General features: G+C 64.6%; 24 protein-coding genes, 1 tRNA gene and 1 other RNA gene. 9 read left to right on the forward strand and 17 right to left on the reverse strand.

Annotated features, from left to right (window positions below):
• Nucleotides 1-3: 3 nt before the first annotated feature.
• Nucleotides 4-1341 carry a glutamine synthetase family protein gene (locus BMW72_RS05390; RefSeq protein ID WP_092108031.1) on the reverse strand — a complete coding sequence of 446 codons (1338 nt, stop codon included), beginning with the start codon at nucleotides 1339-1341 and terminating at the stop codon, nucleotides 4-6.
• A gap of 115 nt (nucleotides 1342-1456) precedes the next feature.
• On the opposite strand from BMW72_RS05390, the gene panB reads away from it, so the two are divergent.
• Nucleotides 1457-2332 (forward strand): 3-methyl-2-oxobutanoate hydroxymethyltransferase, encoded by an 876-nt coding sequence (panB, locus tag BMW72_RS05395; protein ID WP_092108033.1) that lies wholly within the window; start codon nucleotides 1457-1459, stop codon nucleotides 2330-2332.
• Nucleotides 2333-2354: 22 nt separating this feature from the next.
• Here panB and BMW72_RS05400 read toward each other — a convergent pair whose 3' ends face one another.
• The gene (locus tag BMW72_RS05400) at nucleotides 2355-2543 is read right to left on the reverse strand and encodes an SPOR domain-containing protein (protein WP_092108035.1); all 189 of its coding nucleotides are present in this window, start codon (nucleotides 2541-2543) and stop codon (nucleotides 2355-2357) included.
• Between the two features lie 12 nt (nucleotides 2544-2555).
• Here BMW72_RS05400 and map point away from each other — a divergent pair, with 12 nt between their 5' ends.
• Nucleotides 2556-3419, forward strand: coding sequence for a type I methionyl aminopeptidase (gene map, locus BMW72_RS05405; protein WP_092108037.1), 864 nt, complete (start codon nucleotides 2556-2558; stop codon nucleotides 3417-3419).
• Between the two features lie 51 nt (nucleotides 3420-3470).
• Nucleotides 3471-4229, forward strand: a complete 759-nt coding sequence (gene ppgK, locus BMW72_RS05410) for a polyphosphate--glucose phosphotransferase (protein ID WP_092108039.1) — start codon at nucleotides 3471-3473, stop codon at nucleotides 4227-4229.
• 97 nt (nucleotides 4230-4326) lie between these two features.
• Here the strand turns inward: ppgK and rnpB are convergent.
• From rnpB to BMW72_RS05450, 8 genes are all read right to left on the reverse strand, one after another.
• Nucleotides 4327-4721: RNase P RNA component class A (gene rnpB / locus BMW72_RS05415), an RNA gene on the reverse strand.
• A gap of 48 nt (nucleotides 4722-4769) precedes the next feature.
• Entirely contained in the window at nucleotides 4770-5507 is a 738-nt protein-coding gene (locus BMW72_RS05420; RefSeq protein WP_092108041.1) for a zinc ribbon domain-containing protein, read from the reverse strand.
• A 73-nt stretch (nucleotides 5508-5580) separates the two neighbouring features.
• The gene (locus BMW72_RS05425) at nucleotides 5581-6399 is read right to left on the reverse strand and encodes a Nif3-like dinuclear metal center hexameric protein (protein ID WP_092108043.1); all 819 of its coding nucleotides are present in this window, start codon (nucleotides 6397-6399) and stop codon (nucleotides 5581-5583) included.
• An 82-nt stretch (nucleotides 6400-6481) separates the two neighbouring features.
• A complete protein-coding gene (locus tag BMW72_RS18340; RefSeq protein WP_134360231.1) occupies nucleotides 6482-6817 on the reverse strand; it encodes a hypothetical protein in 336 nt (111 codons plus the stop codon).
• A gap of 172 nt (nucleotides 6818-6989) precedes the next feature.
• Nucleotides 6990-7703: a GAF and ANTAR domain-containing protein gene (locus BMW72_RS05435; protein ID WP_174843164.1), complete on the reverse strand. Its 714-nt coding sequence runs from the start codon at nucleotides 7701-7703 to the stop codon at nucleotides 6990-6992.
• A 9-nt stretch (nucleotides 7704-7712) separates the two neighbouring features.
• Nucleotides 7713-8462: a GAF and ANTAR domain-containing protein gene (locus BMW72_RS05440; protein WP_092108047.1), complete on the reverse strand. Its 750-nt coding sequence runs from the start codon at nucleotides 8460-8462 to the stop codon at nucleotides 7713-7715.
• Between the two features lie 119 nt (nucleotides 8463-8581).
• Nucleotides 8582-8654, reverse strand: a tRNA-Val gene (locus BMW72_RS05445).
• Between the two features lie 72 nt (nucleotides 8655-8726).
• Nucleotides 8727-9197 (reverse strand): peroxiredoxin, encoded by a 471-nt coding sequence (locus BMW72_RS05450; RefSeq protein ID WP_092108049.1) that lies wholly within the window; start codon nucleotides 9195-9197, stop codon nucleotides 8727-8729.
• Between the two features lie 261 nt (nucleotides 9198-9458).
• Between BMW72_RS05450 and aceE the strand changes: the two genes are divergently transcribed.
• The 6 genes from aceE (at nucleotide 9459) to BMW72_RS05480 (ending at nucleotide 17104) form a co-directional block, all read left to right on the forward strand.
• The gene (gene aceE / locus BMW72_RS05455) at nucleotides 9459-12185 is read left to right on the forward strand and encodes a pyruvate dehydrogenase (acetyl-transferring), homodimeric type (protein WP_092108051.1); all 2727 of its coding nucleotides are present in this window, start codon (nucleotides 9459-9461) and stop codon (nucleotides 12183-12185) included.
• A 6-nt stretch (nucleotides 12186-12191) separates the two neighbouring features.
• Nucleotides 12192-13394 carry a PucR family transcriptional regulator gene (locus BMW72_RS05460; RefSeq protein WP_092108053.1) on the forward strand — a complete coding sequence of 401 codons (1203 nt, stop codon included), beginning with the start codon at nucleotides 12192-12194 and terminating at the stop codon, nucleotides 13392-13394.
• Between the two features lie 106 nt (nucleotides 13395-13500).
• Nucleotides 13501-14418, forward strand: coding sequence for an ACP S-malonyltransferase (locus BMW72_RS05465; RefSeq protein WP_092108055.1), 918 nt, complete (start codon nucleotides 13501-13503; stop codon nucleotides 14416-14418).
• Nucleotides 14419-14453: 35 nt separating this feature from the next.
• The gene (locus tag BMW72_RS05470; protein WP_092108057.1) at nucleotides 14454-15458 is read left to right on the forward strand and encodes a beta-ketoacyl-ACP synthase III; all 1005 of its coding nucleotides are present in this window, start codon (nucleotides 14454-14456) and stop codon (nucleotides 15456-15458) included.
• A 58-nt stretch (nucleotides 15459-15516) separates the two neighbouring features.
• Nucleotides 15517-15765, forward strand: a complete 249-nt coding sequence (locus tag BMW72_RS05475; RefSeq protein ID WP_092108059.1) for an acyl carrier protein — start codon at nucleotides 15517-15519, stop codon at nucleotides 15763-15765.
• Between the two features lie 103 nt (nucleotides 15766-15868).
• Nucleotides 15869-17104, forward strand: coding sequence for a beta-ketoacyl-[acyl-carrier-protein] synthase family protein (locus tag BMW72_RS05480; protein WP_092108061.1), 1236 nt, complete (start codon nucleotides 15869-15871; stop codon nucleotides 17102-17104).
• 180 nt (nucleotides 17105-17284) lie between these two features.
• Here BMW72_RS05480 and BMW72_RS05485 read toward each other — a convergent pair whose 3' ends face one another.
• The 7 genes from BMW72_RS05485 to narI form a co-directional block, all read right to left on the reverse strand.
• The gene (locus tag BMW72_RS05485; protein ID WP_241983850.1) at nucleotides 17285-17755 is read right to left on the reverse strand and encodes a DUF3145 domain-containing protein; all 471 of its coding nucleotides are present in this window, start codon (nucleotides 17753-17755) and stop codon (nucleotides 17285-17287) included.
• Nucleotides 17756-18006: 251 nt separating this feature from the next.
• Nucleotides 18007-19767, reverse strand: coding sequence for a bifunctional 3'-5' exonuclease/DNA polymerase (locus BMW72_RS05490; protein ID WP_241983856.1), 1761 nt, complete (start codon nucleotides 19765-19767; stop codon nucleotides 18007-18009).
• Between the two features lie 265 nt (nucleotides 19768-20032).
• The gene (locus tag BMW72_RS05495) at nucleotides 20033-20533 is read right to left on the reverse strand and encodes a COG4315 family predicted lipoprotein (RefSeq protein ID WP_092108065.1); all 501 of its coding nucleotides are present in this window, start codon (nucleotides 20531-20533) and stop codon (nucleotides 20033-20035) included.
• Between the two features lie 277 nt (nucleotides 20534-20810).
• Nucleotides 20811-21950, reverse strand: a complete 1140-nt coding sequence (locus BMW72_RS05500) for a ScyD/ScyE family protein (protein ID WP_092108067.1) — start codon at nucleotides 21948-21950, stop codon at nucleotides 20811-20813.
• Between the two features lie 284 nt (nucleotides 21951-22234).
• Complete coding sequence (locus BMW72_RS05505) at nucleotides 22235-22651, reverse strand: hypothetical protein (protein WP_092108069.1); 417 nt, start codon at nucleotides 22649-22651, stop codon at nucleotides 22235-22237.
• Between the two features lie 66 nt (nucleotides 22652-22717).
• Complete coding sequence (locus tag BMW72_RS05510; protein WP_092108071.1) at nucleotides 22718-23938, reverse strand: MFS transporter; 1221 nt, start codon at nucleotides 23936-23938, stop codon at nucleotides 22718-22720.
• Nucleotides 23939-23940: 2 nt separating this feature from the next.
• On the reverse strand, nucleotides 23941-24693 hold the full coding sequence (narI, locus tag BMW72_RS05515; protein ID WP_092108073.1) for a respiratory nitrate reductase subunit gamma: 753 nt from the start codon (nucleotides 24691-24693) through the stop codon (nucleotides 23941-23943).
• Nucleotides 24694-24695 lie beyond the last annotated feature (2 nt).

Genomic DNA, 24695 nt, shown 5'->3' on the forward strand with positions numbered 1-24695 from the left:
GAACTAGAGCATCTCCAGGTTTTTTTGCAGTTCGAACGGGGTGACCTGCGACCGGTAATCGCGCCATTCCTGCCGCTTGTTCAGCAGGACATAGTTGAAGACCTGTTCGCCGAGGGTCTCGGCGACCAGTTCAGACTCCTCCATGAACTGGATGGCGTGGTCGAGGCTGGCCGGCAGCTGCGTGTAGCCGAGCGCACGGCGCTCGGTGTCGCTCAGGCTCCACACGTTGTCTTCGGCCTCCGGCGGTAGTTCATAGCCTTCTTCGATGCCTTTGAGCCCGGCAGCCAGCATGAGCGAGTACGCGAGGTAGGGGTTGGCCGCCGAATCAATGGCACGGTACTCCACGCGGGCGCTCTGGCCTTTGTTGGGCTTGTAGAGCGGCACCCGCACCAGCGCCGACCGGTTGTTGTGACCCCAGCAGACGAAGCTCGGGGCCTCGTCGCCGCCCCACAACCGCTTGTACGAGTTGACGAACTGGTTGGTCACTGCGGTGATTTCCGGGGCGTGCTTGAGCAGCCCGGCAATGAACTGGCGGCCGATCTTGGAGAGCTGGTACTTGGCGCCGGCCTCGTAGAAGGCGTTCGCGTCGCCCTCGAACAGTGACATGTGGGTGTGCATGCCGCTTCCCGGGTGTTCGGACATGGGCTTGGGCATGAACGTCGCGTAGACGCCCTGCTCGATCGCGACCTCCTTTACCACGGTTCGGAAGGTCATGATGTTGTCGGCGGTGGTCAGCGCGTCGGCGTAGCGCAGGTCGATCTCGTTTTGGCCGGGACCGGCCTCGTGGTGACTGAATTCCACGGAAATTCCGAGGTCCTCGAGCATGCGCACGGAGCGACGACGAAAGTCGTGGGCGGTTCCGCCGGGAACGTTGTCGAAGTAGCCGGCCGAATCGACCGGGATTGGTCCGTTCTTGCCGTACTTCGACGACTTCAGCAGGTAGAACTCGACCTCGGGGTGGGTGTAAAACGTGAAGCCGCGGTCGGCAGCCTTCGCGAGCGTGCGCTTGAGCACGTTGCGCGGGTCGGCCACGGCCGGCTGGCCGTCGGGCGTGGTGATGTCGCAGAACATACGAGCGGTCGGATCGACTTCACCTCGCCAGGGCAGGATCTGGAAGGTGGTGGGATCCGGGTGGGCCAGCACATCCGCTTCGAAGGAACGCGTCAGACCCTCGATGGCCGAGCCGTCAAAACCGAGGCCTTCGTTGAAGGCGCCTTCGACCTCGGCCGGTGCAATGGCAACGGATTTCAGGGTGCCGACGACATCGGTGAACCAGAGTCGAACGAACTTGATTCCCCGTTCCTCGATGGTCCGAAGAACGAAGTCGCGCTGCTTGTCCATTCACGCTCTTTCTGATTGCTGCAACCGGTACGGATTCAAATAGCCACGGTCCTGCATAGCTACCATCTAGGCTACTGGCTCCCGGCAGGATTGCTCGCCTGACTACACTTGTCGCATGCCAGAGTTGACAGCACGCGAGCCCGAGCCGACGGAATCTCCAGCGGTGCAGCATCCCTATGGCGCGGCTGCCGGGCCCAAGCGGGTGCGCACCCGCCACTTTCACAACGCCAAGTCGCAGGGCATCCCCATTACGGGACTGACCAGCTACGACATGCTCACCGCTCAAATCTTCGACGAGGCCGGGATCGACTTTCTTCTGGTGGGCGATTCGGCCGGCAACAACGTCTTCGGGTACGAGACCACCCTACCGGTCACCGTCGACGAACTCATCCCACTCACCCGTGCCGTTGCGCGGGCAGTAACCCGCGCGCTCGTCATCGCCGACATGCCGTTCGGTTCGTACGAGAGCGGTGCCGACCAGGCCTTGGCGACAGCCGTGCGGTTCATGAAGGAGGCGCAGGCGCACGCGGTGAAGCTCGAGGGCGGTCGGCGCAGTCACAAGCAGATCCGGCGCATCGTCACGGCCGGTATCCCCGTGATGGGCCACGTGGGATTCACCCCTCAAAGCGAGCACGGCCTGGGCGGCCACATCATCCAGGGCCGGGGGGACGAAGCCGCAGAACTTCTGGCGGATGCTCTCGCCGTGCAGGACGCCGGGGCCTTCGCCGTGGTGCTGGAGATGGTGCCGGCGACCGTCGCAGCGCGCGTGACGGAAGAGCTGTCGATCCCCACCATCGGTGTCGGGGCCGGGCCTTCCGTTGACGGTCAGTTGCTCGTGTGGACCGACTTTGCGGGCATGACCAGCGGTCGGGTGCCCAAGTTCGTGCGGCAGTACGCCGATGTGCGGGCGGTACTGACGGATGCTGTGCAGCGCTTCACCGCGGACGTCGCCTCGGGTGCGTACCCGGCTCCCGAGCACAGCTACGAGTAGAACCCGCAGGGACCGCGCTTACTCAGCGGGCGTCGCGGGCGTCGTCTTCCGACCATTTCGCACTGTTGGCGCGCAGCTTCTCCAGGGCATGAGCCGCCTCGTCGCGTGTGGCGAACGGCCCGACCCGATCCAGTGATGCCGACTGCAAGCCGTGCTCCACTTCACCGGTGCGCATGTTGTACCAGAATGCGTGTTCCTTGTCCTCGGCCATAAGCTTGATCCTATGCCTAAGGATTCGATCGGTCACCTCATCCCGGGAACGGTGTCATCGACGCGTTCCGTTCCCTCCCACATCGTTCGTCCCGAGTACGTGGGCAAGAAGGGGCCGAGCCCGTTCACCGGCTCCGACGTTTATTCGGCCGAGAAGATCGAGCTCATTCGTGAATCCGGCCGCATCGCCGCTGAGGCTATTGCCGCCGTCGGCCGGGCCATTGTGCCCGGCGTCACGACTGAAGAGCTCGACCAGGTCGGTCACGACTTCTTGGTGGCCAATGATGCGTACCCCTCGACCCTGGGCTACCGCGGCTACCCGAAATCGCTGTGCAGTTCGGTGAATGAGGTCATCTGTCACGGGATCCCCGACACCACGGTGCTTGAGAACGGTGACATTGTCAATATCGACATCACTGCCTTCAAGAACGGTGTGCACGGCGACACCAATGTCACGTTCATCGTCGGTGACGCCAGCGAGGAGGTGACTCTGCTAGTCGAACGAACCAGGGAGGCTCTCGCCCGCGGTATCAAGGCCGTAGCTCCCGGGCGTCAGGTCAACGTGATCGGACGCACAATCGAGACGTACGCCAAGCGTTTCAACTACGGCGTCATCCGCGACTACACCGGCCACGGCGTCGGCGAGGCGTTCCACTCCGGACTCATCATTCCGCACTACGACGCACCCCAGTACGACACGGTCATGGAGGTCGGAATGGTCTTCACCATCGAGCCGATGCTGACCCTCGGCACCAGCGACTGGGATATCTGGGGCGACGACTGGACGGTGCTCACCCGCGATCGGAGCATCACCGCACAGTTCGAGCACACCCTCGTCGTGACCGAGCGTGGCGCCGAGATCCTGACCCTCGCCTGACCGACTCGTTCCTAGGGCTCGTCCTCGGCATTACAGAGAGAGAATAGGCACATGACTGCAACGACGGCAATCGGTATCGACATCGGCGGTACCGGAATCAAAGGGGCGGTGGTTGACCTTTCGACCGGTGCTCTCCTCTCCGACCGGGTCAAGCTGCCCACACCGAGGGGCGGTCGCCCGCAGGACATCATCGAGGCCACCCGCACCCTGCTCGCCACCGTTTCGAAAAACGTCGAGGGCCTGCCGGTCGGTGTCTGCTTTCCGGCCGTCGTGAAGAACGGGCACACCATGTCGGCCGCGAATGTGTCGACGAAGTGGATCGGACTGGCTGCCGAAGCGTTGTTCGAAAAGGGACTCGGGCTTCCGATCCACTTCGTGAACGACGCGGATGCTGCCGGGTACGCCGAATCACAGTTCGGTGCTGCGCGGGGCGTGGCCGGCGTCGTTCTGCTGACCACCCTCGGCACCGGTATCGGTTCGGCGCTGCTCAACGACGGTGTGCTCGTGCCCAACACAGAACTGGGCCACCTGCAAATCGACGGCTACGACTACGAGACACGCGCGGCCTACTCGGCGAAGGAACGTGAGGACCTCAGCCGGGATAAGTGGGCTGCCCGGCTGCAAAAGTATTATTCAACTTTGGAACTACTCTTCTCCCCCGACCTGTTCATCGTGGGCGGCGGGGTCTCCAAGCACCACGAAAACTTTCTGCCCCTGCTCAACCTGAAAACGCGCATCATTCCCGCTGTGCACCGCAATAACGCCGGAATTCTTGGCGCGGCTTCTCTGGCCGCTCGGTTCTCCGACTAGCCGGCGGCCGGGAGCGCCCCGGAAGGCCCGGCCTGACACAATGGCCGGTCGGGCACGAGGGCCTGCCAGGCACGAGGGGTGGTCGGGCACGAGGGGTGGAATGGGCCGGCTAGTACGCCGGGTTCTGTCCAAGTGTTTGCACACCGTCGACGGCCATCTATCTCGTGACTACGTTGCCGCAGCCCTCTAGCGGCCTACCCGAAAGCTCGGCGAGCAGCCTCAACGCTTTCTGTCTGACCTTGCTCCGGACGAGGTTTACCGAGCCGACCAGGTCACCCTGGCCTCTGGTGGTCTCTTACACCACCGTTTCACCCTTACCGCCAGGTCCAACCCGAGGGCAGGGCGCTGGTGGCGGTCTACTTTCTGTGGCACTGTCTCGCGGGTTACCCCGGGTGGGTGTTACCCACCATCCTGCTCTGTGGAGCCCGGACGTTCCTCGGCAATCGCGTGATCCGAAGACCATACGACTGACGCGACCGTCTTGCCGACCCATTCCGAAAATCAAGCCTACAGGGCGTGCGCCGCGGCGCTGAACCTCGGCTAGATTCCGGACTCGTCGGTGCGCACCAGCACGGCACCACAGTCGGGGCAGAAGATAACTTCGTCGGCCGGCGCCTGGCGCACATCGGCGAGGTCGCTTCCGGTCAGTGTCATCGTGCATCCGCTGCAGGCGCGCGCCCGCAGCAGGGCCGCCGCATTGCCGTGGCCGGTGATCCGCAGGCGCTCGTACAGTGCCGCGAGGTCATCGGGGATGGTGGCGGCCACCGTGGCACGGTCCCGCGTCAGTTCACCGAGCTGACGGGTGAGGTCAACGAGCACCTCATCGCGCGCCAACTCCGTAGCGCTCACGCGCTCCGTGATGGCGTCCCGTTCCTGCTGCACGACGGCGACTGCGGCCTCGTGCTCTTCCTGACGCTCCAGCACGGCGATTTCGATCTCCTCCAGGTCGAAGAGACGCTTCTTGAGCGAGGCGATTTCAGAGTCCAGGGCCTGGATGTCCTTAATCGACGGGGTGTGCTGCAGACGGTCGGTGTCGCGCGCGATGCGCTTTTCGACGACCTCGACGTCGCTCTCGATGCGCCCCAATTCGGTGCGCACGTCGTCGAGCTCGCCCGAACGACCGAGCAGCTTCATGCGGCTGGCTTCAGCTTCACGATTGAGCGCGGCCAGCTCGGTGTGCTGCGCGAGCGACTTTGACTGGTGGCTGAGCTGAAGAACCTTGATGTCCAGGGCCTGAAGCCGCAGAAGTTCCTTCTGCTGGAGTGGTGATGCCTTCACGATGTCCTGACCTAACGCTGGAAGTGAGATGTGGTGCGGAAAAAAGGGAGCGACTCGGAGATTAGTGCACGAGTCAGTGCACGACGGCGAAGGACCACGGATCGGAATTCAGCTCGCTGACCGTGACCACCATCCCCGGCAGGGCTGCGCGCAGTTGTGCGGCTGCCGGTTCCAGCCAGAGCCATTCGCTCGCCCAGTGCGACACGTCTATGAGAGCCGGTCCACCGGCGCAGAGCGCCTGCTCGCGGGCCTCAGAGGCCGGGTGGTGGCGCAGGTCCGAAGTGATGTAGACATCCGCTGCCAGAACCTTGGGCTGGCGCAACAGCGAGTCCCCAGCACCGCCGCACAGCGCGACCGTGTTGATCGGTGCGGAATAATCGCCAGCGGCCCGCACCCCCGACGCCGTGGCCGGCAGCAGAGCCAGCAAAACGTGGGCCAGATGTCCGAGGGTCGTCGGCTGCGCAAGTCGACCGACCCGGCCGATCCCCGTACCGGGCAGCGCGTTCTCCGTGATGGGGGTCACCTCGACCAGCCCGAGCCGGGTGGCGATGATGTCGGAGACTCCGTCGGTGACGACGTCCGCATTGGTGTGGGCTGAGAGCAGAGCACACTCGGCGCGGATCAGCCGACTGAGCAGTGCACCCTTGTAACGGTCTTCGGCAATGCTCGTGACACCGCGAAGCAACAGCGGATGATGGGTCAGGAGCAGGTCGGAATCGGTGGCGATAGCCTCATCGACCGTAGCTGCGACCGCGTCGACGGCCAAGTGGATACTGCGCACCGGTCTCGACGGATCACCGCTGACCAGGCCGGGGGCATCCCACTCCTCTGCACCGGCAAGGGGCCACAGGGTATGGGCGACGCGGGTAACGTCGGCTAGCGAGAATGGCACCCGTTCAGCCTACCCGGAGACCGAGGTCGGAGCTTCGCCGGGCACGACGCACCCCGTTGCGCCGTGCCCGCCGAATATCGGGTCAGTAGTCGAAATCGTCGAACTGCGCGGCAGCCGACTCTTCACGGGTCCAGGCGGCCGGAATCATGGCACCGGTCTGGGCCTTACGGTGTAGAAAATCGGTGGTCTCCGGCTCTACAAGTTCGGGTGACGGGCCATCCGCCGTCACGCTGACCAGTTGGCTCGCCGAACCGATCAAGAACTGCGCCCGCAGCAGGTTACCGTCGTCGTCCATGACCGGGATATCCACGACATCGACCTGGCGTCGGTTACACAGTGCCTCGGCATAAAGCAGTACCGCGTCAGCAAGATCGCTGCCGGTTACTACTGAACCGCCCGGGTGAAATATGCGTTTCATGCTCGCCCCTCGAAAACTCGGAAAAAATCGCGTGCTACCAGGGTCCGGGGTTGCGAGAGCAAGTATATGCGCGGTCTACCCCAAGTCGACGGAATCTCGGCTATCTCGCATGTTGAGCTTCTACCGGACGGCGACCCGGCTGAACCCGAGACACTGCAGTGAACCCGAGACTCTATAGGGTGAGCGCGCGATTCACGATGCGTTCAGCAACGGCGGCCAAGGGAAGGCCATTGTTTCTGGCGTATTCACGAATTTTATCGAAGGCATCGCCCATGTGCACGCCGTGCGTATAGGCCACCACGCCCTTGGCCTGTTCGATCAGCACGCGGCTGCTGAGTGCGTGTTGGAGCTGCTGGCGAACAATGTCACTCTCCCGAATGGCGCGTTCCTGCAGGATGCCGATGGTCGCGACATCAGCCAGGGCCTGCACCGTATTGGTATCTCCCGTGCTCAGTCCCCCGGTGCGGTCCCAAAACAAGTTGAGGGAGCCGATCGTCGTGGCACGCAGCCGCAGCGGGACGGCATGCATGGAAGCGAACCCTTGGGCCAGAGCACCCGCCCGAAACTTTGGCCATTTGTCGCCGGTACCCTCAATATCGGGAATGGCTACGGCCCGGCCGGTCGTGAAGCTTTCCACGCACGGACCGCTTCCGGCTCGCAACTGAAGGATCTCGACGAGGCGGCTGCGCTCATTGGTTGAAGCCACAACCTCTAATTTTCCGTCGCCCGCCGACAGAATAATTCCCGCCGCCGAAGCCTCCAGCAGGGCGGCGCATTTTTCTACCAGGGTGTGCAGCAAATCGACGACATCGTAGTCGGCGACGAGAGTGTCGGCCAGGGTTACGAAGGTCTCGACGAGTTGACCTTCCCGGGTTTTTGTCACCATAATTCCATCCTAAGATTCGGGCATCGACGAAAAATCCAGTCGTCGTGTCACTACATCCGCGGCAACTTCCCGAACCGTTCGTCCGTGAGAGAACGCGTGGCCATGAATCATCAGGAGCGCATCCGCCGCGGAAAGATTGAGCTGGGCCAGAACCATTCCGGTCGCATGGTGTACGACACGCCTCGAGTATCCTTCATTATCTTCCAGATTCGTCTTCAATGTTCGCGACGCGAGCGATCGGCGCAAAACCTGCCCCGCAGCGATCTGGGCGAGCGCCTCAGCGTCGACGATCTGGCCAGGAGTCAGCTCCTTCGGACCCCGCGAGAACAGGGACACCGCGCCGATATCGAGCGACCCCATCGTCAGCGGGAACACATAGACAGTCCGAACGTCGATGCTGCGTGCTGCCTTCTGGAGTGCCGGCCAGGCCGCGTGTTGCACGGATTGAAAATCATCGATCAGCACCGGGCGCCGCGTCGTCAGGGCATCCCAGGACGGCCCTTCACCCAGATCGAACTGCAGCTCGTCAAAGATGGCCGCCAGGGTGTTGCTCGCGCAAATGGTTTCGGACCCGAACGGGGTGCCCAGTGTGCACACGGTGGCAGCGTGCACGGGCAAGGCCCGCACGAACGGCGCGCACATGCTCGTGTGCCGTTCAAACGATGCGGTCAGCTCGGCGATGGCGGCGCCGAACTCCCGCCGATCAATCATCGCGGATCGAGGCGGATCGGTCGACTTCGAACCGGTATTGAAGACCACATCGTTCCGTCATACGACCTCACGATCACGTCATTTCGCGTGAAACGCAGATCGTTTCACGCGGCCCGCCCGCCAAAACATCCGCTGCCGCCCCGTGGGCGACCACGACTAATGTTCTGTGGGCCCTACCGGGCTCGAACCGATGACATCCACGGTGTAAACGTGGCGCTCTACCAACTGAGCTAAAGGCCCCGACGACGACGAACAGTCGCGGGTCTGTTCAGTATAGGTCAGAGTCGATGCCTGATTGGCGACCCACGTGGGTTAGAGCACCGGTGCCAGCTGCCCGAGTGCGGCGCGGTAGGAGTCGATCGAACGCGCTTCACCGGGAGCGGTGATGAAACTGGCGCGGATGATGCCGCTCGGGTCGATGAGGAAGGTCGCCCGATTCGCGAATCCCTTTTCTTCGAGGAAGACGCCGTATTCCTTCGCCACGGCTCCGTGCGGCCAGAAATCAGCGACCAGGTCGAAGGTGTATTTCTCCTGCTCGCCGAAGGCGCGCAGGGCGTGTCGGGAGTCTACCGAAATGCCGATCAACTCGACGCCGCCGTCCTCGAACAGTGCGAGATTGTCCCTGAGCTCACACAACTCTCCGCTGCAGATTCCCGAGAATGCCAGCGGAAAGAAGACGAGCGCCACCGACTTCGTGCCCCGGTACTGGCTCAGCTGAACGCTTTCACCGAACTGGTTGATGAGTTTGAAATCGGGTGCCTGGGTGTCATTTTCGAGAGCCATGAATGCTCCTTTCCTGGTGCGCCCTCAGCGCACGGATTGGCCGGTGACACACTCTAGCCCGGCAATGTGCGCGCGTTCACAGTACCCGTCGGTTTTTTCGTCATCGGCACCCCCGTGCGCGGACAACGGGCGAAATCTGTAGGCTTACGTGGTGCCGCTGGTTGCAATCCAACCTGCTCTTTTATGGCACGTGCCCCCGTGGCGGCGCAAACGGTCGCCACGGAGCATCATCGCTGCACAAACCCCAAGGAGAGGTCGACTGTGACGGTCAACGACCAGGACCCGTATTCGACGAACAACGCCGACTCCGATCCGGAGGAAACGGCGGAGTGGTCGCAATCCCTCGATTCGCTCGTTGCCGAACACGGCCACGAACGCGGACGGGAGATCATGCTCAGCCTGTTGAAGCGTTCGAAAGAGCTGCATCTGGGTGTTCCCATGGTTCCGACGACGGATTACATCAACACCATCGCCACGGAGAACGAACCGGATTTTCCGGGTGACGAAGACATCGAGCGCCGCTACCGCGCCTGGATCCGCTGGAACGCCGCCGTTCTGGTGCACCGCGCTCAACGCCCCGGCATCGCCGTCGGTGGGCATATCGCGACCTATGCGTCATCCGCTGCCCTCTACGAAGTCGGTTTCAACCACTTCTTCCGCGGCCAGGACCACCCCGGCGGCGGAGACCAGATCTTTATCCAGGGCCACGCTTCCCCTGGCACCTACGCGCGTGCCTTCCTCGAGGGCCGGTTGACGGAGAACCAGCTCGACGGATTCCGTCAGGAAAAGTCGCACGCCCCCGACGGCATCTCGTCGTACCCGCACCCGCGGTTGATGCCGGAGTTCTGGCAGTTTCCCACGGTCTCCATGGGGCTCGGCCCGATCAACGCCATCTATCAGGCGCAGTTGAACCGCTACCTGACCAACCGCGGCATCAAGGATGCGAGCGACCAGCAGGTCTGGGCATTCCTGGGCGACGGCGAGATGGACGAGGTGGAAAGCCGCGGCCAGCTTCAGGTGGCTGCCAACGAGGGCCTCGACAACCTCAACTTCGTCATCAACTGCAACCTGCAGCGCCTCGACGGCCCGGTGCGCGGTAACGGGAAGATCATCCAGGAACTGGAAAGCTTCTTCCGCGGTGCCGGCTGGAACGTCATCAAGGTGGTCTGGGGCCGCGAGTGGGACAACCTGCTCAAGAACGACGTCGACGGCGCCCTGATCAACCTGATGAACGTCACGCCCGATGGCGACTATCAGACTTACAAGGCCGAGAGCGGCGCCTACGTGCGGGAGAACTTCTTCGGTCGGGACCCGCGTGCGCTCAAGCTCGTCGAGCACTTGAGCGACGACGAGGTCTGGAACCTCAAGCGCGGCGGCCACGACTACCGCAAGGTCTACGCGGCGTTCAAAGCCGCCTCCGAGCACAAGGGGCAGCCCACCGTCATTCTGGCGAAGACGATCAAGGGTTACGGCCTCGGTCCGAGCTTCGAGGGCCGCAACGCGACCCACCAGATGAAGAAGATGACCCTCGACAACCTCAAGTCGTTCCGAGACAGCATGCACGTGCCGATCACGGATGCCCAGCTCGAGGAGAACCCGTACCTGCCGCCGTACTACACCCCCGGCGACAAGGACGAGGCGATCGAGTACATGCACGAGCGCCGCCGTGCGCTCGGCGGTTACCTTCCCGAACGTCGCACCACGCACGCCAAGCTCAACCTCCCCGGCGACGAGACCTACAAGGTTGCCAAGAAAGGTTCGGGTACGCAGGAGATCGCTACGACGATGTCTTTCGTTCGGCTCCTCAAGGAGCTCGTGCGGGCGAAGGACTTCGGCAACCGCATCGTTCCGATCATCCCCGATGAGGCGCGAACCTTCGGTATCGACGCGTTCTTCCCCACCGCCAAGATCTACAACCCCAACGGCCAGCACTACACGTCCGTGGACCACGCCCAGCTGCTCTCCTACAAGGAGAGCCCTCAGGGTCAGATCCTGCACGTTGGCATCAACGAGGCCGGCGCTGCGGCCGCATTCACCAACGTCGGCACCTCGTATTCCACTCAGGGTGAACCACTCATCCCGGTATACGTCTTCTACTCCATGTTCGGATTCCAGCGCACGGGCGATGCTCTCTGGGCAGCCGGCGACATGATGGCCCGCGGGTTCATCATCGGCGCCACGGCCGGCCGCACGACGTTGACCGGCGAAGGTCTGCAGCATGCCGACGGACACTCGCCGCTGCTGGCGTCGACCAACCCGGCCGTGGTCTCCTATGACCCCGCCTACGGCTACGAGATCGGCCACATCGTACGCGCCGGCCTCGAGCGCATGTATGGCGGTGCCCACACCGACCCGAACGTCATGTACTACATCACGGTGTACAACGAGCCGGCCGTGCAGCCGGTTGAGCCCGCCGATGTCGACGTGGACGGCATCCTGCGCGGTCTTCACCGGGTCAGCGCGTCCACCGGGAGCGGTCCGAAGGCGCAGCTGCTGGCGTCCGGGGTCGCCGTTCCGTGGGCGCTGGAAGCTCAGCAGTTGCTCGCCGACGACTGGGGTGTCTCGGCGGACGTCTGGTCGGTCACCTCATGGACCGAACTGCGCCGCGACGGCCTGGCCGCTGAGGCACATAACTTCCTCAACCCCGACGACGAGCCGCGCATCCCGTACGTCACCGCAAAGCTCGACGGCGCTGCCGGCCCCTTCGTGGCGGTGTCGGACTTCATGCACGCCGTGCCCGACCAGATTCGGCAGTTCGTTCCGAGCGACTTCGCGACGCTCGGGGCCGACAGCTTCGGATTCTCCGACACCCGTCCGGCGGCACGTCGGTTCTTCAAGATCGACGGTCCGTCGATGGTCGTGCGCACACTCGAGCTGCTCGCTCGCCGCGGTGAGGTGGACCGGAGCCTCGCCGGTCAGGCAATCGCCAAGTATCGCCTGCACGACGTGAGCGCGGGTACCACCGGCTCTGCCGGGGGCGAGAGCTAAGAAACCGTGGCACCGGCGCCCAAGACGAAAGAGCAGACTCTCAACTGGCTGCGCACCATCTCCGGTGAGCTGTCGACCCAGACGCTTAAACGGCTCGAAGACACGCTGTCCTGGTATGGCGATATGCCCCCAGGGCGGCGGTCCGCCGTCGGCTTAGTGGCCCAGGCCGGAATCACGAGCTTCATCTCATGGTTCGACGATCCGCGGTCCACACCGTGGATCGCCGCTGACGTCTTCGGCGCCGCCCCGCGAGAACTGCTTCGCTCGGTGAGCCTGCAGCAGACGCTGCAACTCATTCGGGTGACCGTCGAGGTCGTCGAGGAACGCGTCAAAGATGGCGGTGAGGCCCTGCGGGAGGCCATCCTGCTTTACTCGCGTGAGATCGCCTTCGGCGCAGCGGATGTCTACGCTCGCGCCGCCGAGGCGCGCGGCCTCTGGGACGCACGGTTGGAAGCTCTCGTGGTCGATTCCATTCTCAGCGGGGAATATGACGACGAGCTGCCCAGCCGGATCGCGGCCCTCGGCTGGCACGGCCACGGGGAAGTCTGCGTTCTGGTCGGCACCACGCCGCAGATGCTCGACGTTGACCAGTTGCGCCGCGCCGCCCGGCACATGGCCGCAGACGTTCTCATCGGCGTGCAGGGAAACCGCCTCGTCCTCGTGATCGGTCGAGCCCGTCCGGCACCGGCTGACAGCGAAGACGTCGGTACGTCCGCGGCGTTGACCTTCATGGAGATCGCCAGGCAGCTCGAGCCGATCTTCGGTCCCGGGCATCTGGTGCTCGGCCACGAAGTGCCCAACCTCGTGGACGCGTCGAAGAGTGCCAAGGCCGCGCTGGCCGGTTTCGCGGTCGCCCGGTCGTGGCGGAATGCGCCCCGGCCGGTGCAGGCCGACGATCTGCTCCCCGAGCGGGCCCTGGCCGGTGATCCGCTCGCCCGGGCCACACTCATCCATCGCATCTATCGGCCGCTGCAGGCGCACTCCACCGAACTGCTCACCACGCTGTGGTGCTACCTCGACAACGGACGCTCGCTCGAGGCGACCGCACGCGAACTGTTCGTCCATCCCAACACCGTGCGCTATCGCCTCAAACGCGTCTCTGAGGTCATCGGCTATGACGCCACCGGAGCGCGCGAGGCGCTCATTCTGCAGTCGGCCTTGATCATCGGCTCGATCAGCGACCACGACGGATCAACCCGCCGTCGCTGATTTGCTGCGCGAAACGCCGTTGATGTGCGACTGCCGACAAAGCTTTCTTGGATACTTAGTGCGATCTGCACATTCATTCGCACCCTCAGATTGGAAGACTAACTAAGTGATCGTTGTCGTCTGCCCGGGTCAGGGCTCCCAAACTCCCGGATTCCTCGAACCCTGGCTGGCCCTGCCCGCCTTCAGTGCCGGCCTGCGGCAGATCTCCACTGACCTCGACCTGGACCTCGTCGCCCACGGCACGGTCAGTGACGCCGAGACCATTCGTGACACGGCGATCGCCCAGCCCCTCATCGTGGCGGCCGGCATCCTCACCCTCGAAGCGCTGCTCACGCCGGATCGCCGCGACCGCATCGCCGGGATCGCTGGGCACTCCGTGGGCGAGCTGACCGCCGCTGCCGGGGCCGGCATTCTGAACACCGCCGACGCAATACGGTTCGTGCGTGAGCGCGGTCTGGCCATGCAGGCCGCCGCCGCCCTCGTGCCCACCGGCATGAGCGCGGTGATCGGCGCCGACGAGACCGAGCTCCTGGCCCGACTCGACGAGCTCAAACTGGAACCGGCCAACTTCAACGGCAGTGGCCAGATCGTGGTCGCTGGAGCCCTCGACGCCCTCGCCGTTCTCGCCGCGACTCCCCCGCACCGCGCCCGCGTCATCCCGTTGCAGGTCGCCGGTGCATTCCACACCCGTTATATGAAGCCGGCCGTCGAACGGATGACTGTCGTCGCCGACTCGCTGCACCCCACCGATCCGAACCTCCCCATCTGGACCAACCGCGACGGCAGCCGGGTGAGCGACGGCATCCGTTTTGTGGACCTGCTCGTCGGCCAGGTGTCGTCGCCGGTACGGTGGGACAGGTGCATGGAGGCTTTCGCCGCGGCGGGAGTCACCGGAATCATCGAGGTTGCGCCCGCTGGCGCCCTCGTCGGTCTCGCGAAGCGAGGCCTCAAAGGCGTCCCCAGCGTCGCCATCAAGACCCCGGACGACCTACCCGCCGCCTGGGCCATGATCGACCAGCAGTGAATTCGCCAGCACGAGAGAATGTAACGAGAGAGACAATGCCAAAGCCCACACTTCAGCAGTCCCACGGACCGCAGTACACCCGCATCCTGTCCGTGGGCGCTGCCCGCGGTGAGAACCTCGTTCCCAATGCCGACCTCGTCGAGGCCATCGATTCGTCGGACGAGTGGATTCAGCAGCGCACCGGAATCATCACGCGTGCCCGGTCCGGCCAGGACGTCGGCGCCGTCGACCTCGCCACCGACGCCGCGCGCGAAGCCATCGAGAGAAGTGGTGTCGACCCGGCTCTCATCGACGCCGTCATCGTCGCCACCATCAGTAACGGCCGTCAGACTCCGTCGATCGCCGCCGTGGTGGCCGACCGGGTCGGCACCAACCCGGCCGCTGCCTACGACATCAATGCTGCCTGCGCCGGCTATGCCTATGCCATCGCCCAAGCGGATGCCCTGATTCGCACCGGTGCCGCGCATTTTGCACTCGTGATCGGCGCGGAGAAGCTTTCCGAACTCGTCGACCCGACCGACCGGAGCATCTCGTTCCTCCTCGGCGACGGCGCCGGCGCCGTCGTCATCGGGCCGAGCGACTACCCCGGAATTTCGACCACTGTCTGGGGCTCCGACGGGTCCAAGGCCGAGACAATCCAGATGGACCACACCCTGCAGGAATATCGCCGCGGCGAAGCCGCCTGGCCGACCCTGCGCCAGGAAGGCCCCGCAGTCTTCCGCTGGGCTGTCTGGGACATGGCCAAGGTGGCCAAGAAGGCCCTCGAGGTCGCGGGAATCGAAAGCGCGGACCTGGCCGCGTTCATTCCGCACCAGGCCAACATGCGCATCATCGACGAGTTCGCCAAGCAGCTCAAGCTGCCCGAATCCGTGGTCATCGCCCGCGACGTTGCCACCACCGGCAACACCTCGTCGGCCTCCATTCCGCTTGCCACCCATCGCCTGCTCGAGGAACACCCGGAACTCAGCGGCGGACTCGCACTGCAGATCGGCTTCGGTGCCGGACTCGTGTTCGGCGCGCAAGTCGTTGTGCTGCCCTAACCTGCCCACCCCCTAAACTAGTTCTCGGTCAACCGAGACACCCTCAAGGAGAAATAACATGGCATTGTCCACCGAAGAAGTTCTGACCGGCCTGGCCGAGCTCATCAACGACGAGACCGGAATCGCAACCGACACGGTTGAGCTGGGCAAGTCGTTCACCGACGACTTGGACATCGACTCCATCTCGATGATGACCATTGTCGTCAACGCAGAAGAGAAGTTCGACGTGAAGATCCCCGACGAAGAGGTCAAGAACCTCAAGACCGTCGGCGACGCCGTCGAGTTCATCGTGAAGGCACAGGACTAGGCCCAGGCCTGAACCAGGTCGGTCGGAAATCGGCCGACCTGTTCATTGGGCTGGTGCCGAACGCACCGGCCCACACGTTTGTCGTTCCATGGAGAGTTGACTTATGACCAAGAAAATCGTTATTACCGGTATCGGTGCCACTACGCCACTCGGCGGTACAGCGGTCGACACCTGGACGGCCCTTTTGGCCGGCGAATCGGGCGCCACGACCCTCGAGCACGCCTGGGTCACTGAAACGGCGATCCCCGTAACTTTTGCCGCACAGGCGCGCGTTAAAACCGTCGATGTGTTGCAGCGATTTGAGGTCAAGCGCCTCGACCCGTCCAGCCAATTCGCCCTGATCGCCGGACGTGAAGCCTGGGCCGATGCCGGCTCACCCGAGGTCGAGCCAGAGCGCCTCGCCGTCGACTGGGCAACCGGAATCGGCGGAGTGTGGACCCTGCTGGACGCGTGGGACACCCTGCGCGAACGCGGCCCGCGCCGCGTGCTGCCCATGACCGTGCCGATGCTCATGCCGAACGGCCCGGGAGCGGCCATCGGAATGGACCTGCACGCCCGCGCCGGCATCACCACAGTCGTCTCCGCGTGCGCCTCCAGCACCGAAGCCCTCATCAACGCTTACAACCGCCTGCAGGCCGGACTGGCCGACGTCGTCATTGCCGGAGGGTCAGAGGCCGCGATCCACCCGCTGCCGATTGCCTCCTTCGCTGCAATGCACGCCCTGTCGACGCGCAATGACGACCCGGCCACCGCGAGCCGACCGTACGACGTGACCCGGGACGGCTTCGTTCTCGGTGAGGGCGCTGCCGCCCTCGTCATCGAAACCGAAGAGCACGCGAAGGCCCGCGGCGCCCACATCTACGCCGAGCTCCTCGGCGGCGTCGTCAACAGCGATGCGTACCATGTGACCGCACCGGATCCGGAAGGATCGGCTGCCGCCCGCGCGATGGTGTCGACCATTGAGAATGCCGGGGCAACACTCCAGGACGTGTCCCACATCAACGTGCACGCCACGAGCACCCCGGTCGGTGACATCGCCGAGTACAACGCCCTCAAGCGCGTGTTCGGAGACCTGCTTGACGGCATCCCGGTGTCGGCGACGAAAGCATCGACCGGCCACCTGCTCGGTGGAGCGGGCGCGCTCGAAGCGTTCTTCACGGTGAAGGCCCTCGCCGAGCGCACTGCGCCGCCGACGATCAACCTCACGTCGCAGGATCCGGAAATCCCGCTCGACGTGGTAACCACACCGCGTGCCCTTCCGGCCGGCGACCTGCTCGCGCTGAGCAACTCCTTCGGGTTCGGCGGCCACAACGCCGTCGTGGCGTTCCGCTCCGTCTGATCCCTGCTGCAGGGCAATGACCCCGTCCGGGTTCGGACGGGGTCATTTCTGTCTGGCGATTCACCGTGCCTGGCCGGAACAGGGGCCCGGCTGTGACTTCGCGGGATTGCCGCCGGGAAGGTCACCGGACGACAGGCCGCGCCGCCGCGGGCGAACCGCACGCATAGGGGCATCCGCCGATCAGCCCACCTGATGAAGCCAGACCACCGCGTTCAGGTCGCTCGCCTGCCGAAACGGTTCCAGTTCGTCGTCCCAGGATTGCCCGAGGGCCAGGCGCAGCTGGCGGTGCAGTTCGATGGCGTTCGCCCCGGCACTGTCCATGGCCGATCGGATACGGTCTTCCGGCACGACGACATTGCCCACACTGTCGGTCTGCGCATAGAAGATGCCGAGTTCGGGCGTGTGCAGCCACCGGCCGCCGTCCGAATCGGGGCCGGCGTCTTCGGTGACTTCGAAGCGCAGCTGTTCCCAGCCGCGCAGAGCGGATGCGAGTGCGGCGCCGGTACCCGGCGCTCCCTCCCAGTAATACTCGGCCCGGAAGGAGCCGGGCAGAGCCGGCTGTTCCGACCAGTCGAAATTCACGGCCTCACCGAGGGCACGGCCAGCCGACCATTCGACGTGCGGGCACACGGCGCGTGGAGAAGAGTGCATAAAAAGCACCCCCCGTGCAATCGGTGCCCGACGGTTGAGTGTTGCGTCCATCGCGTTTCTCCGTTCCTAGTAGGTGCGTCTTCCCCAACGACCTCGGAACGACCGTGCTTCACAACGTCGAATTTTTCAACTCAGTGCTCGGCACGATGGCTAATGTGAAATTGTTCGGCCGCGGGAACCCTGCGAGCCGGTAGCGTCATTATGCCCCAGCCAGCTGTGCTTCTACAAGGACTGGTTGCACGGCGCTCGCGCTATTTGGCCTCGGCGTAGTTGTCGACGGTGGCCACGGTGAGCATGAAATCCACGGGAAAGTCGCCGAACAGCAACCGCCCGGCCGTGTCTGCGGCGGTCGTGATGATGTGGGCCACGGCGTCGGCGTGCACGGCTGGGGTGTGCACGATGACTTCGTCGTGCAGAAAGAACACCAGGTGCGGCGCGCTGTCGAAGGGAGCGCGAGCCCCCGGAGGACCAGATGCTGCGGCGGGTGCAGCGTACTCGCCTGCCGCCGCGGGCGGGACATCCGCTCTGGTGAGGGCGGTGAGCTCGCGTCGGATCTCTGCCATCCAGCACAGCGCCCACTCGGCGGCGCTGCCCTGAACGATGAAGTTGCGGGTGAAGCGTCCCCAATCGCGCGCCTGGCTGCGAGCGCGCCTTTCGTCGGTGCCCGTGGCGGCCGGATCGTACGCCCTCGCTTGAGTCTCGTGCCAGCCCGGTGGGGGTGTCGGTGATGAGCGCCCGAGGCGGGTGGTCACGACCTCGCCGCGTTCCCCGGCGCGGGCCGCCGATTCGGTCAGCGCGATGGCCAGGGGGTAGGCGCGGGCCAGCCGGGGCATGAGACGGCCGCTCTCCCCCGTCGTGGCTCCGTACATGGCGCCGAGCATGGCGACCTTGGCATGGTCGCGCGTTTCGACGACGCCACTCGACACGATTCCGGCGTACAGATCGGTGCCGCGACCGGCCCGCGCCATGCTCGGATCCTGCGCCAGCGCGGCGAGAATACGAGGTTCGAGCTGGGCGGCATCGGCGACGACGAGTTTCCAGCCGTCGTCGGCGACGACAGCACCGCGAATCTGTCTGGGCAGCTGCAGCGCTCCGCCGCCGCGGGTCGCCCAGCGGCCGGTCACAACTCCGCCCGGCACATAGTCGGGGTGGAACCGGCCGTCGACAACCCAGGATTCCATCCACGCCCAGCCATTGGCGCTGAGCAACCGGGACAGCTTTTTGTACTGCAGAAGAGGTTCGATGACCGGATGCTGGAGTTTTTTCAGCTCCCACCCGCGCGTTGACGTCACCGCGAGGCCCGCCCGCTGCAGCGCCTTGAACAGATCCTGCGGTGAATCGGGGTTGAGCGCGGCATCATCCAGTTCGAAGCGGATGCGCTGCGCCAGCCCCTCCAGTTGCTCCGGCCGAACGCCCGGTGCAACCCGCGTCCCCAGTTCCCGAGTGAGGAGGAGATCGTGCACGTCGGTGCGCCAGGGCAGCCCGGCGTAGCGCATCTCCGCGGCGATGAGCGCCCCGGCGGACTCGGCGGCGAGCAGCAGACGCAGCCGTCCCGGTTCGGCAGCGGATGCCACGGCCTCGAGTTGCCGGCGAAACTCCCGCAGGGCGGATTCATCGGCGCCGTCATCGGTAGAGGTGGCGTCGAAGTCGAAGAGTGTCGCCCGCGGTTCTGCGAGGTCGTTCACTGTTGAGCTCGCGAGGTCCCAGCGACCCGGCGCGGCCAGGGCGAGATCAGTCGTCGCGGTCAGAGCCGAATTCTTCAAAATCACATGGCACAGGCGAAGATCGTGGCAGCGTTGCACTCGGATTCCGCCGGCGAGCAGCGCCGGATAGACGTGGGCGGTGTCCTCCCAGACCCAGCGCGGCGCGGCGCTACTCGGTTCGACCGAGGAGACGAACGATGAAAATGCGGCCGGGGAGAGACGAAGGGGCTCCGCTATCGGAGTGCCGGCGTCGTCGAGGGTGTCGAGGAGGAATTCCCCGCCGCTCGCTTGCCGAACCAATACATACACCTCACTATTCTGCCCCGTTGCCTCTGGCAGCGCCGCGCCCATCGACTTCACGGTGACGGCTGCCTCACGGAACCGCGCAGCCGCGCCCATCGCTCTCCGGTGCCGGAGACAGCGCCGCGCCCATCGACTTCACGGTGACGGCTGCCTCACGGAACCGCGCAGCCGCGCCCATCGGCAGCACCCGTGCCGGAGACAGCGCCGCGCCCATCGACTTCACGGTGACGATGGGCGCGGTGATCTGCGAGAGACTACTGGTGGGATCGCGTCAGCCGGCGATCTTGTCGCCGTTGGGCGCGACCACCCACCAGACGCCGCCGACGGCCTGACCGGTGGTGTCACCGGCCGCAGCGTCGCCAGCCCAGTAATACAGGGGCAGGCCGTCGAGCGTGACCTGCTTGGTGCCGTCCGTGCGGGTGATGACGCCGACCGTTCCGGTGACACCGTCAACGACGGGAGTGTCCGAGTCGGCGACGACTGCGGGCCATTTCACGAGACACTCGCCCTCACAGGTACTCTTTCCCGAGTCCGCGACGTCCTTGTCGAAAACGTACAGGGTCATTCCCGCTGAATCGACGACGATCGTGCCGAGCGAACTATCGGCGGTAGCGAGCGTCGCCTCGGCGGCCGGTTCGGCCTCCTCGCTCGACGAGCTCGGCGTGTCGGCCGCCGGCGCCGTCGTTCCCTGCGAGCATCCGGTCAACGCGAGAGCGCTGAGGGCCACCGCCCCGACGACCGGCCCGAGCTTGAGCCAAATTCTGCTGTTCATGATTGCTTCCTTCTCTCGGTGCCCTGCTCTGAGATGGTGCGTGATGAGGTGGTGCTTGTCGATGACACGCTGCGCTGTTCGGGCGTGCAGGCGTAGGGGCCCTGGAGTTACCACGAGGTACAGCCAGGAATGGTTCAGCCCTCGGCAGGATCCCGCACGGGTGTCGGCCCGACGGCGTTCCAGTGTGTGGCGGCAAAGAGGAAGCGGGTGAATCGCCGACGGCCGGGGCCGATGCCGATTCACCCGCTTTCACCGAAGGTGCAGCGGATGCCGCGCCCTAGTCGCCGCCGAGACTCACCGAGAGTTTCACGACCTTGCCGATCGGTTGCGGAGCCCCGGTTGCGTCGGCCACGAAGGAGTTTGTCGTGACATAGACGCTGTTGCCGGCCAGTTCGATCGCTGACGGTGAGGTGACCGGAATCTGCAACACCCGCTCGGTCAGGGTCGGGTGAAACACGGAGACCTGTCCGGTGCCGTTGGGGCCTCCGAACAGCTCAGTCACGGCGATCAGTCCGGTGCGTTGGGACACGGCCAGGTCAGTCGCTCCGACGAACCCGCCCTTCACGAACTGCACGTCGCCGTTGGCCGGGTTGAATCGGTAGACCGCGCCGCGAGCGCCGAGGCTCGCGTCTTCGGGACCGCCGGGCAGGCTCGTCACGTAGAGCCAGCCGTCGCCCCCCTGCTCGACGTCGGTCGGTACCGGTTCAAACCGGTAACCGAATCCTGCCGTGCAGGCCGGAAATCCGACACCGGCGGCGATCTCAGGGGTCACCATGATGGGGTCGCCGGCTGGGAGCACGGCGGCCGTACTGACCGTTCCGTCGTAGCCGACTTTTAGGATGGCGTTCGCGCCGGCATCCGCCACGTAGACGGCGTCGTCCAATGGGAGACTCGCATAGGGGTGGGTGTCGACGATTCCGGCGTAGGAAGCTGGACCCGTCGGTGCCGCCGGGTCGAATTGGTCGAGGCAGGCCTGGGGTAGGTCGACGAAGCCATACGTGTTGACCTGGTCGGGGTTAGCTGTGCTCTCGTAGGCGTAAAGGTCAGCGAGTGGCGCGGACATACCACCGACGGGCATCGCGTAGAGCGCCGATGCCGTGTGGTCCTGGGTGTTGGTGGAGTAGTAGACCGTGCCGCTGCGCACCGATACGGCGCCCAGCTCATCGCCGGGGTTGGCGCTGGCCACGACACTGCTCGTGCCGTCGGGGCTGACCTTCGTCAGCACTCCCAGTGCGTTCTGCGAGACGTAGGTGGTGCCCCCCGCCCCGACCCCCAGACTGAGCGGTAGGAATAGGCCGCTCGCTAAGACCGTGGGACCCCCGAGAGTGGGAATCTCCACAGCGGATGCCGGGGCTGCGACCATCGCCGAAGCGACGGCGGTGACGCAGGCGACGGCGGTAAAGACCAACTTTTTCACAACGTGCTCCTTGACTCGGTGTGGCTTTCAGGGTGATCGTCCGAGAAAACACGACGGGTCGCGGAGGAACGGTATTACTGGTGGATGCGTCAGCCAGTACTGCGTGTGTGCGGCGCACCAGTGCGACGTGGATCGTGCTGTCCCGAAGGAGCCGACGCACACAGACGCCGACGAGGGCACAGTATCCCCGAAGCTGAGAGTTGTCTAGGTAATTCTGGCCTAATCGTTGGCGAACACGATGGGCTTATCGGCTTATCGGCTTATCGGCTTATCGGCTTGCCGCGCTAGCTTTCGCCGACAGCCTTTTCGAGCAGAGCCACCAGTTTCTTCTGATCCGCGGCGGTCAACTTCGTGACCGCATAGGAGGTGGGCCAGAGATCACCCTCGTCGAGGTTCGCGTCTGGTTGAAAGCCGATCGTGGCATAGCGCACCTTGAATTTGGCTGCACTCTGAAAGAACACCACCACCTTGCCGTCGCTGGTGGCATAGGCCGGCATTCCGTACCACGTCTTCGCCCCGAGGCTCGTGTGCGTCGTGACCAGCTGATGTAGGGTCTCGGCTAATTCGTGATCCGTTCCCGTCATCTCGGCGATCGCGGCGAGACAGGCAGCCTCCAGATCGGCGCCAGCCTTGGCGGCCTTCACTTCGGCCGCCGCTGCCCGCATTGCGGCCTTTTCTTCCCTGCTGAACGTGCTGCTCATGGCTGTCCTCTCACTGGTGCGCTCCAAACCACCCACTGTAAACGGAATCGAGGCCCGATGACCCGATCAACGGCTGGAACCCGCCGGTTGGGTGGGATGCTCGCGCACGGCCACGATGGTGAAGACCAGTGCCACGGCTGCAGTCCCGGCCAGCAGGAGCAGACCGATGGCGTAGCTGTTGTCGGCGGCGTTGTAGGTCGCCCCCATCACGAGCGGGGGAAAGTAGCCGCCGAGCCCGCCGGCCGCGCTGACGATACCGCTGACCGACCCGACCTTGTCGGGCGGCGCGTTACGTCCCAACCAGGCGAAGACTCCGCCGGCTCCCAGCCCGAGGGCTGACGCCATCGCCACAAAGGTCAGCCCGGCCGGTATCTCGCCGTCGGGGCGCAGATTGACCAGCCAAGCGAGCACGGCGACGGCGGCCAGCGACGCGATAACGACGGGTTTGGGACCGATCCGGTCGGCGAGGATCCCACCGACCGGGCGCAGCAGAACCGCAGCCACGGCGAAGCCGGCCGTGCGGGTTCCCGCCGCTGTCAGATCGAAATCGTAGATATCGCGCAGGTAGGTGGGCAGATAGGTCGAGAACGCCACGAAACCGCCGAAGACCACACCGTAGAGAAAACACATCTGCCAGGTCACACCGAGTTTCGCGGCGGAGAGGAGCTTGGGAATGAACGGTTGGGTGTTGGACACCCAGCTCGGCGCATTCCCGAGGCAGGTTCGCACGAGGACCGCGGTCGCGACCAGCAAGCCAGCCAGGATCAGGTGGGTGGGAATGTAGCCGAACCACGTGACGAATCTCGGCGTGAAGAACGCGGACAGGGCTGTGCCCCCCATTCCCGCACCGAAGATGCCGGTGGCAAAGCCGCGCCGCGACAGCTCGTACCACGTGCTCACGAACGGTATCCCCACGGCGAAGACTGTTCCGGCAACGCCCAACAGAAGTGCGCAGAATACGAGAGCCCAGTAGACCCCCAGGGTTCCGGCCAGCGCAACGAGCAGAAGCGCCGGCACGGTGCCCAACAGTACCGCGGTGAACATGATCGGTCCCCCGAACCGATCCGTCAGTACGCCCACCGGAATACGACCGATCGACCCGACGAAGACGGGCATCGCCACCAAAATGGATGCCTGCGTCGACGTCAACTCCAGATCGAGGCTGTACCGCACCCCGAGCGGCGCCACGCTTGTCCACGCCCAAAAACACACCACAGACGACAACGTCGCGAGAACGAGATTGAACCCCTTGCTGGCCCTGGCACGTTCCCGCAGAGTTTCAGCCACGGCTACTTCTTGTCTCGCGTTCGGTCTGAGGTGCCGATGGGTGCCCAACCCCGCCGGATCGGCCTGATCGCGCCGGGTACCTGGTCGCGGGTGCGGTAGACGATGTAGGGCCGGAACAGATAATGCAGCGGGGCGGTGAAGGCGTGCACCAGCCGGGTGAAGGGCCAGATGATGAACAGCAGCATACCGACGAGGGTGTGGATGTGGAACGAGAATGGGGCAGCGGCCATCGCGGCGATGTCCGGCTGAAAAATGAACAGCGAGCGGAACCAGGGCGCCACAGTCTCCCGGTAGTTGTGCCCGTGGTCGCCTTCGAACACACTCGCCAGGGTGGTCCACAGGCCAAGCACGATCGCTGCGGTCAGCACGACGTACATGACCTTGTCATTGCGGGTGGTCGCCATGAATACCGGCCCGGTCTTGCGCCGACGGTAGATCAGAATGAGAATCCCGCCGAGGGTACCGACCCCGGCGACGCCGCCGACGAGCAGGGCGTTGAGGTGGTAGAAATCCTGACTCATTCCCACGGCAAGGGTCCAGGCCATCGGGATCACCAGTCCGAAGAAGTGACCGGCGATGACCGCGAGCAGTCCGAAGTGAAAGATTGGAGAGCCGATTCGCAGCAGCCGGCTCTCGTAGAGTTGCGACGATCTGGTCGTCCAGCCGAACTGGTCGTAGCGGTAGCGCCAGATGGAGCCGCCGATCAGAATGGCGACCATGACATAGGGCAGCACACCCCACAGCAGCAGGTCCATCG

The sequence above is a fragment of the Cryobacterium luteum genome (assembly GCF_900110125.1).
GTDB classification, from domain to species: domain Bacteria; phylum Actinomycetota; class Actinomycetes; order Actinomycetales; family Microbacteriaceae; genus Cryobacterium; species Cryobacterium luteum.

Coding starts and splice junctions, on each gene's coding strand:
- BMW72_RS05390 (WP_092108031.1), bottom strand. CDS start 1,341: ATGGACAAGCAGCGCGACTTCGTTCTTCGGACCATCGAGGAACGGGGA.
- panB (WP_092108033.1), top strand. CDS start 1,457: ATGCCAGAGTTGACAGCACGCGAGCCCGAGCCGACGGAATCTCCAGCG.
- BMW72_RS05400 (WP_092108035.1), bottom strand. CDS start 2,543: ATGGCCGAGGACAAGGAACACGCATTCTGGTACAACATGCGCACCGGT.
- map (WP_092108037.1), top strand. CDS start 2,556: ATGCCTAAGGATTCGATCGGTCACCTCATCCCGGGAACGGTGTCATCG.
- ppgK (WP_092108039.1), top strand. CDS start 3,471: ATGACTGCAACGACGGCAATCGGTATCGACATCGGCGGTACCGGAATC.
- BMW72_RS18340 (WP_134360231.1), bottom strand. CDS start 6,817: ATGAAACGCATATTTCACCCGGGCGGTTCAGTAGTAACCGGCAGCGAT.
- BMW72_RS05435 (WP_174843164.1), bottom strand. CDS start 7,703: ATGGTGACAAAAACCCGGGAAGGTCAACTCGTCGAGACCTTCGTAACC.
- BMW72_RS05450 (WP_092108049.1), bottom strand. CDS start 9,197: ATGGCTCTCGAAAATGACACCCAGGCACCCGATTTCAAACTCATCAAC.
- BMW72_RS05470 (WP_092108057.1), top strand. CDS start 14,454: ATGCCAAAGCCCACACTTCAGCAGTCCCACGGACCGCAGTACACCCGC.
- BMW72_RS05475 (WP_092108059.1), top strand. CDS start 15,517: ATGGCATTGTCCACCGAAGAAGTTCTGACCGGCCTGGCCGAGCTCATC.
- BMW72_RS05480 (WP_092108061.1), top strand. CDS start 15,869: ATGACCAAGAAAATCGTTATTACCGGTATCGGTGCCACTACGCCACTC.
- BMW72_RS05485 (WP_241983850.1), bottom strand. CDS start 17,755: ATGCACTCTTCTCCACGCGCCGTGTGCCCGCACGTCGAATGGTCGGCT.
- BMW72_RS05495 (WP_092108065.1), bottom strand. CDS start 20,533: ATGAACAGCAGAATTTGGCTCAAGCTCGGGCCGGTCGTCGGGGCGGTG.
- BMW72_RS05505 (WP_092108069.1), bottom strand. CDS start 22,651: ATGAGCAGCACGTTCAGCAGGGAAGAAAAGGCCGCAATGCGGGCAGCG.
- narI (WP_092108073.1), bottom strand. CDS start 24,693: ATGGACCTGCTGCTGTGGGGTGTGCTGCCCTATGTCATGGTCGCCATT.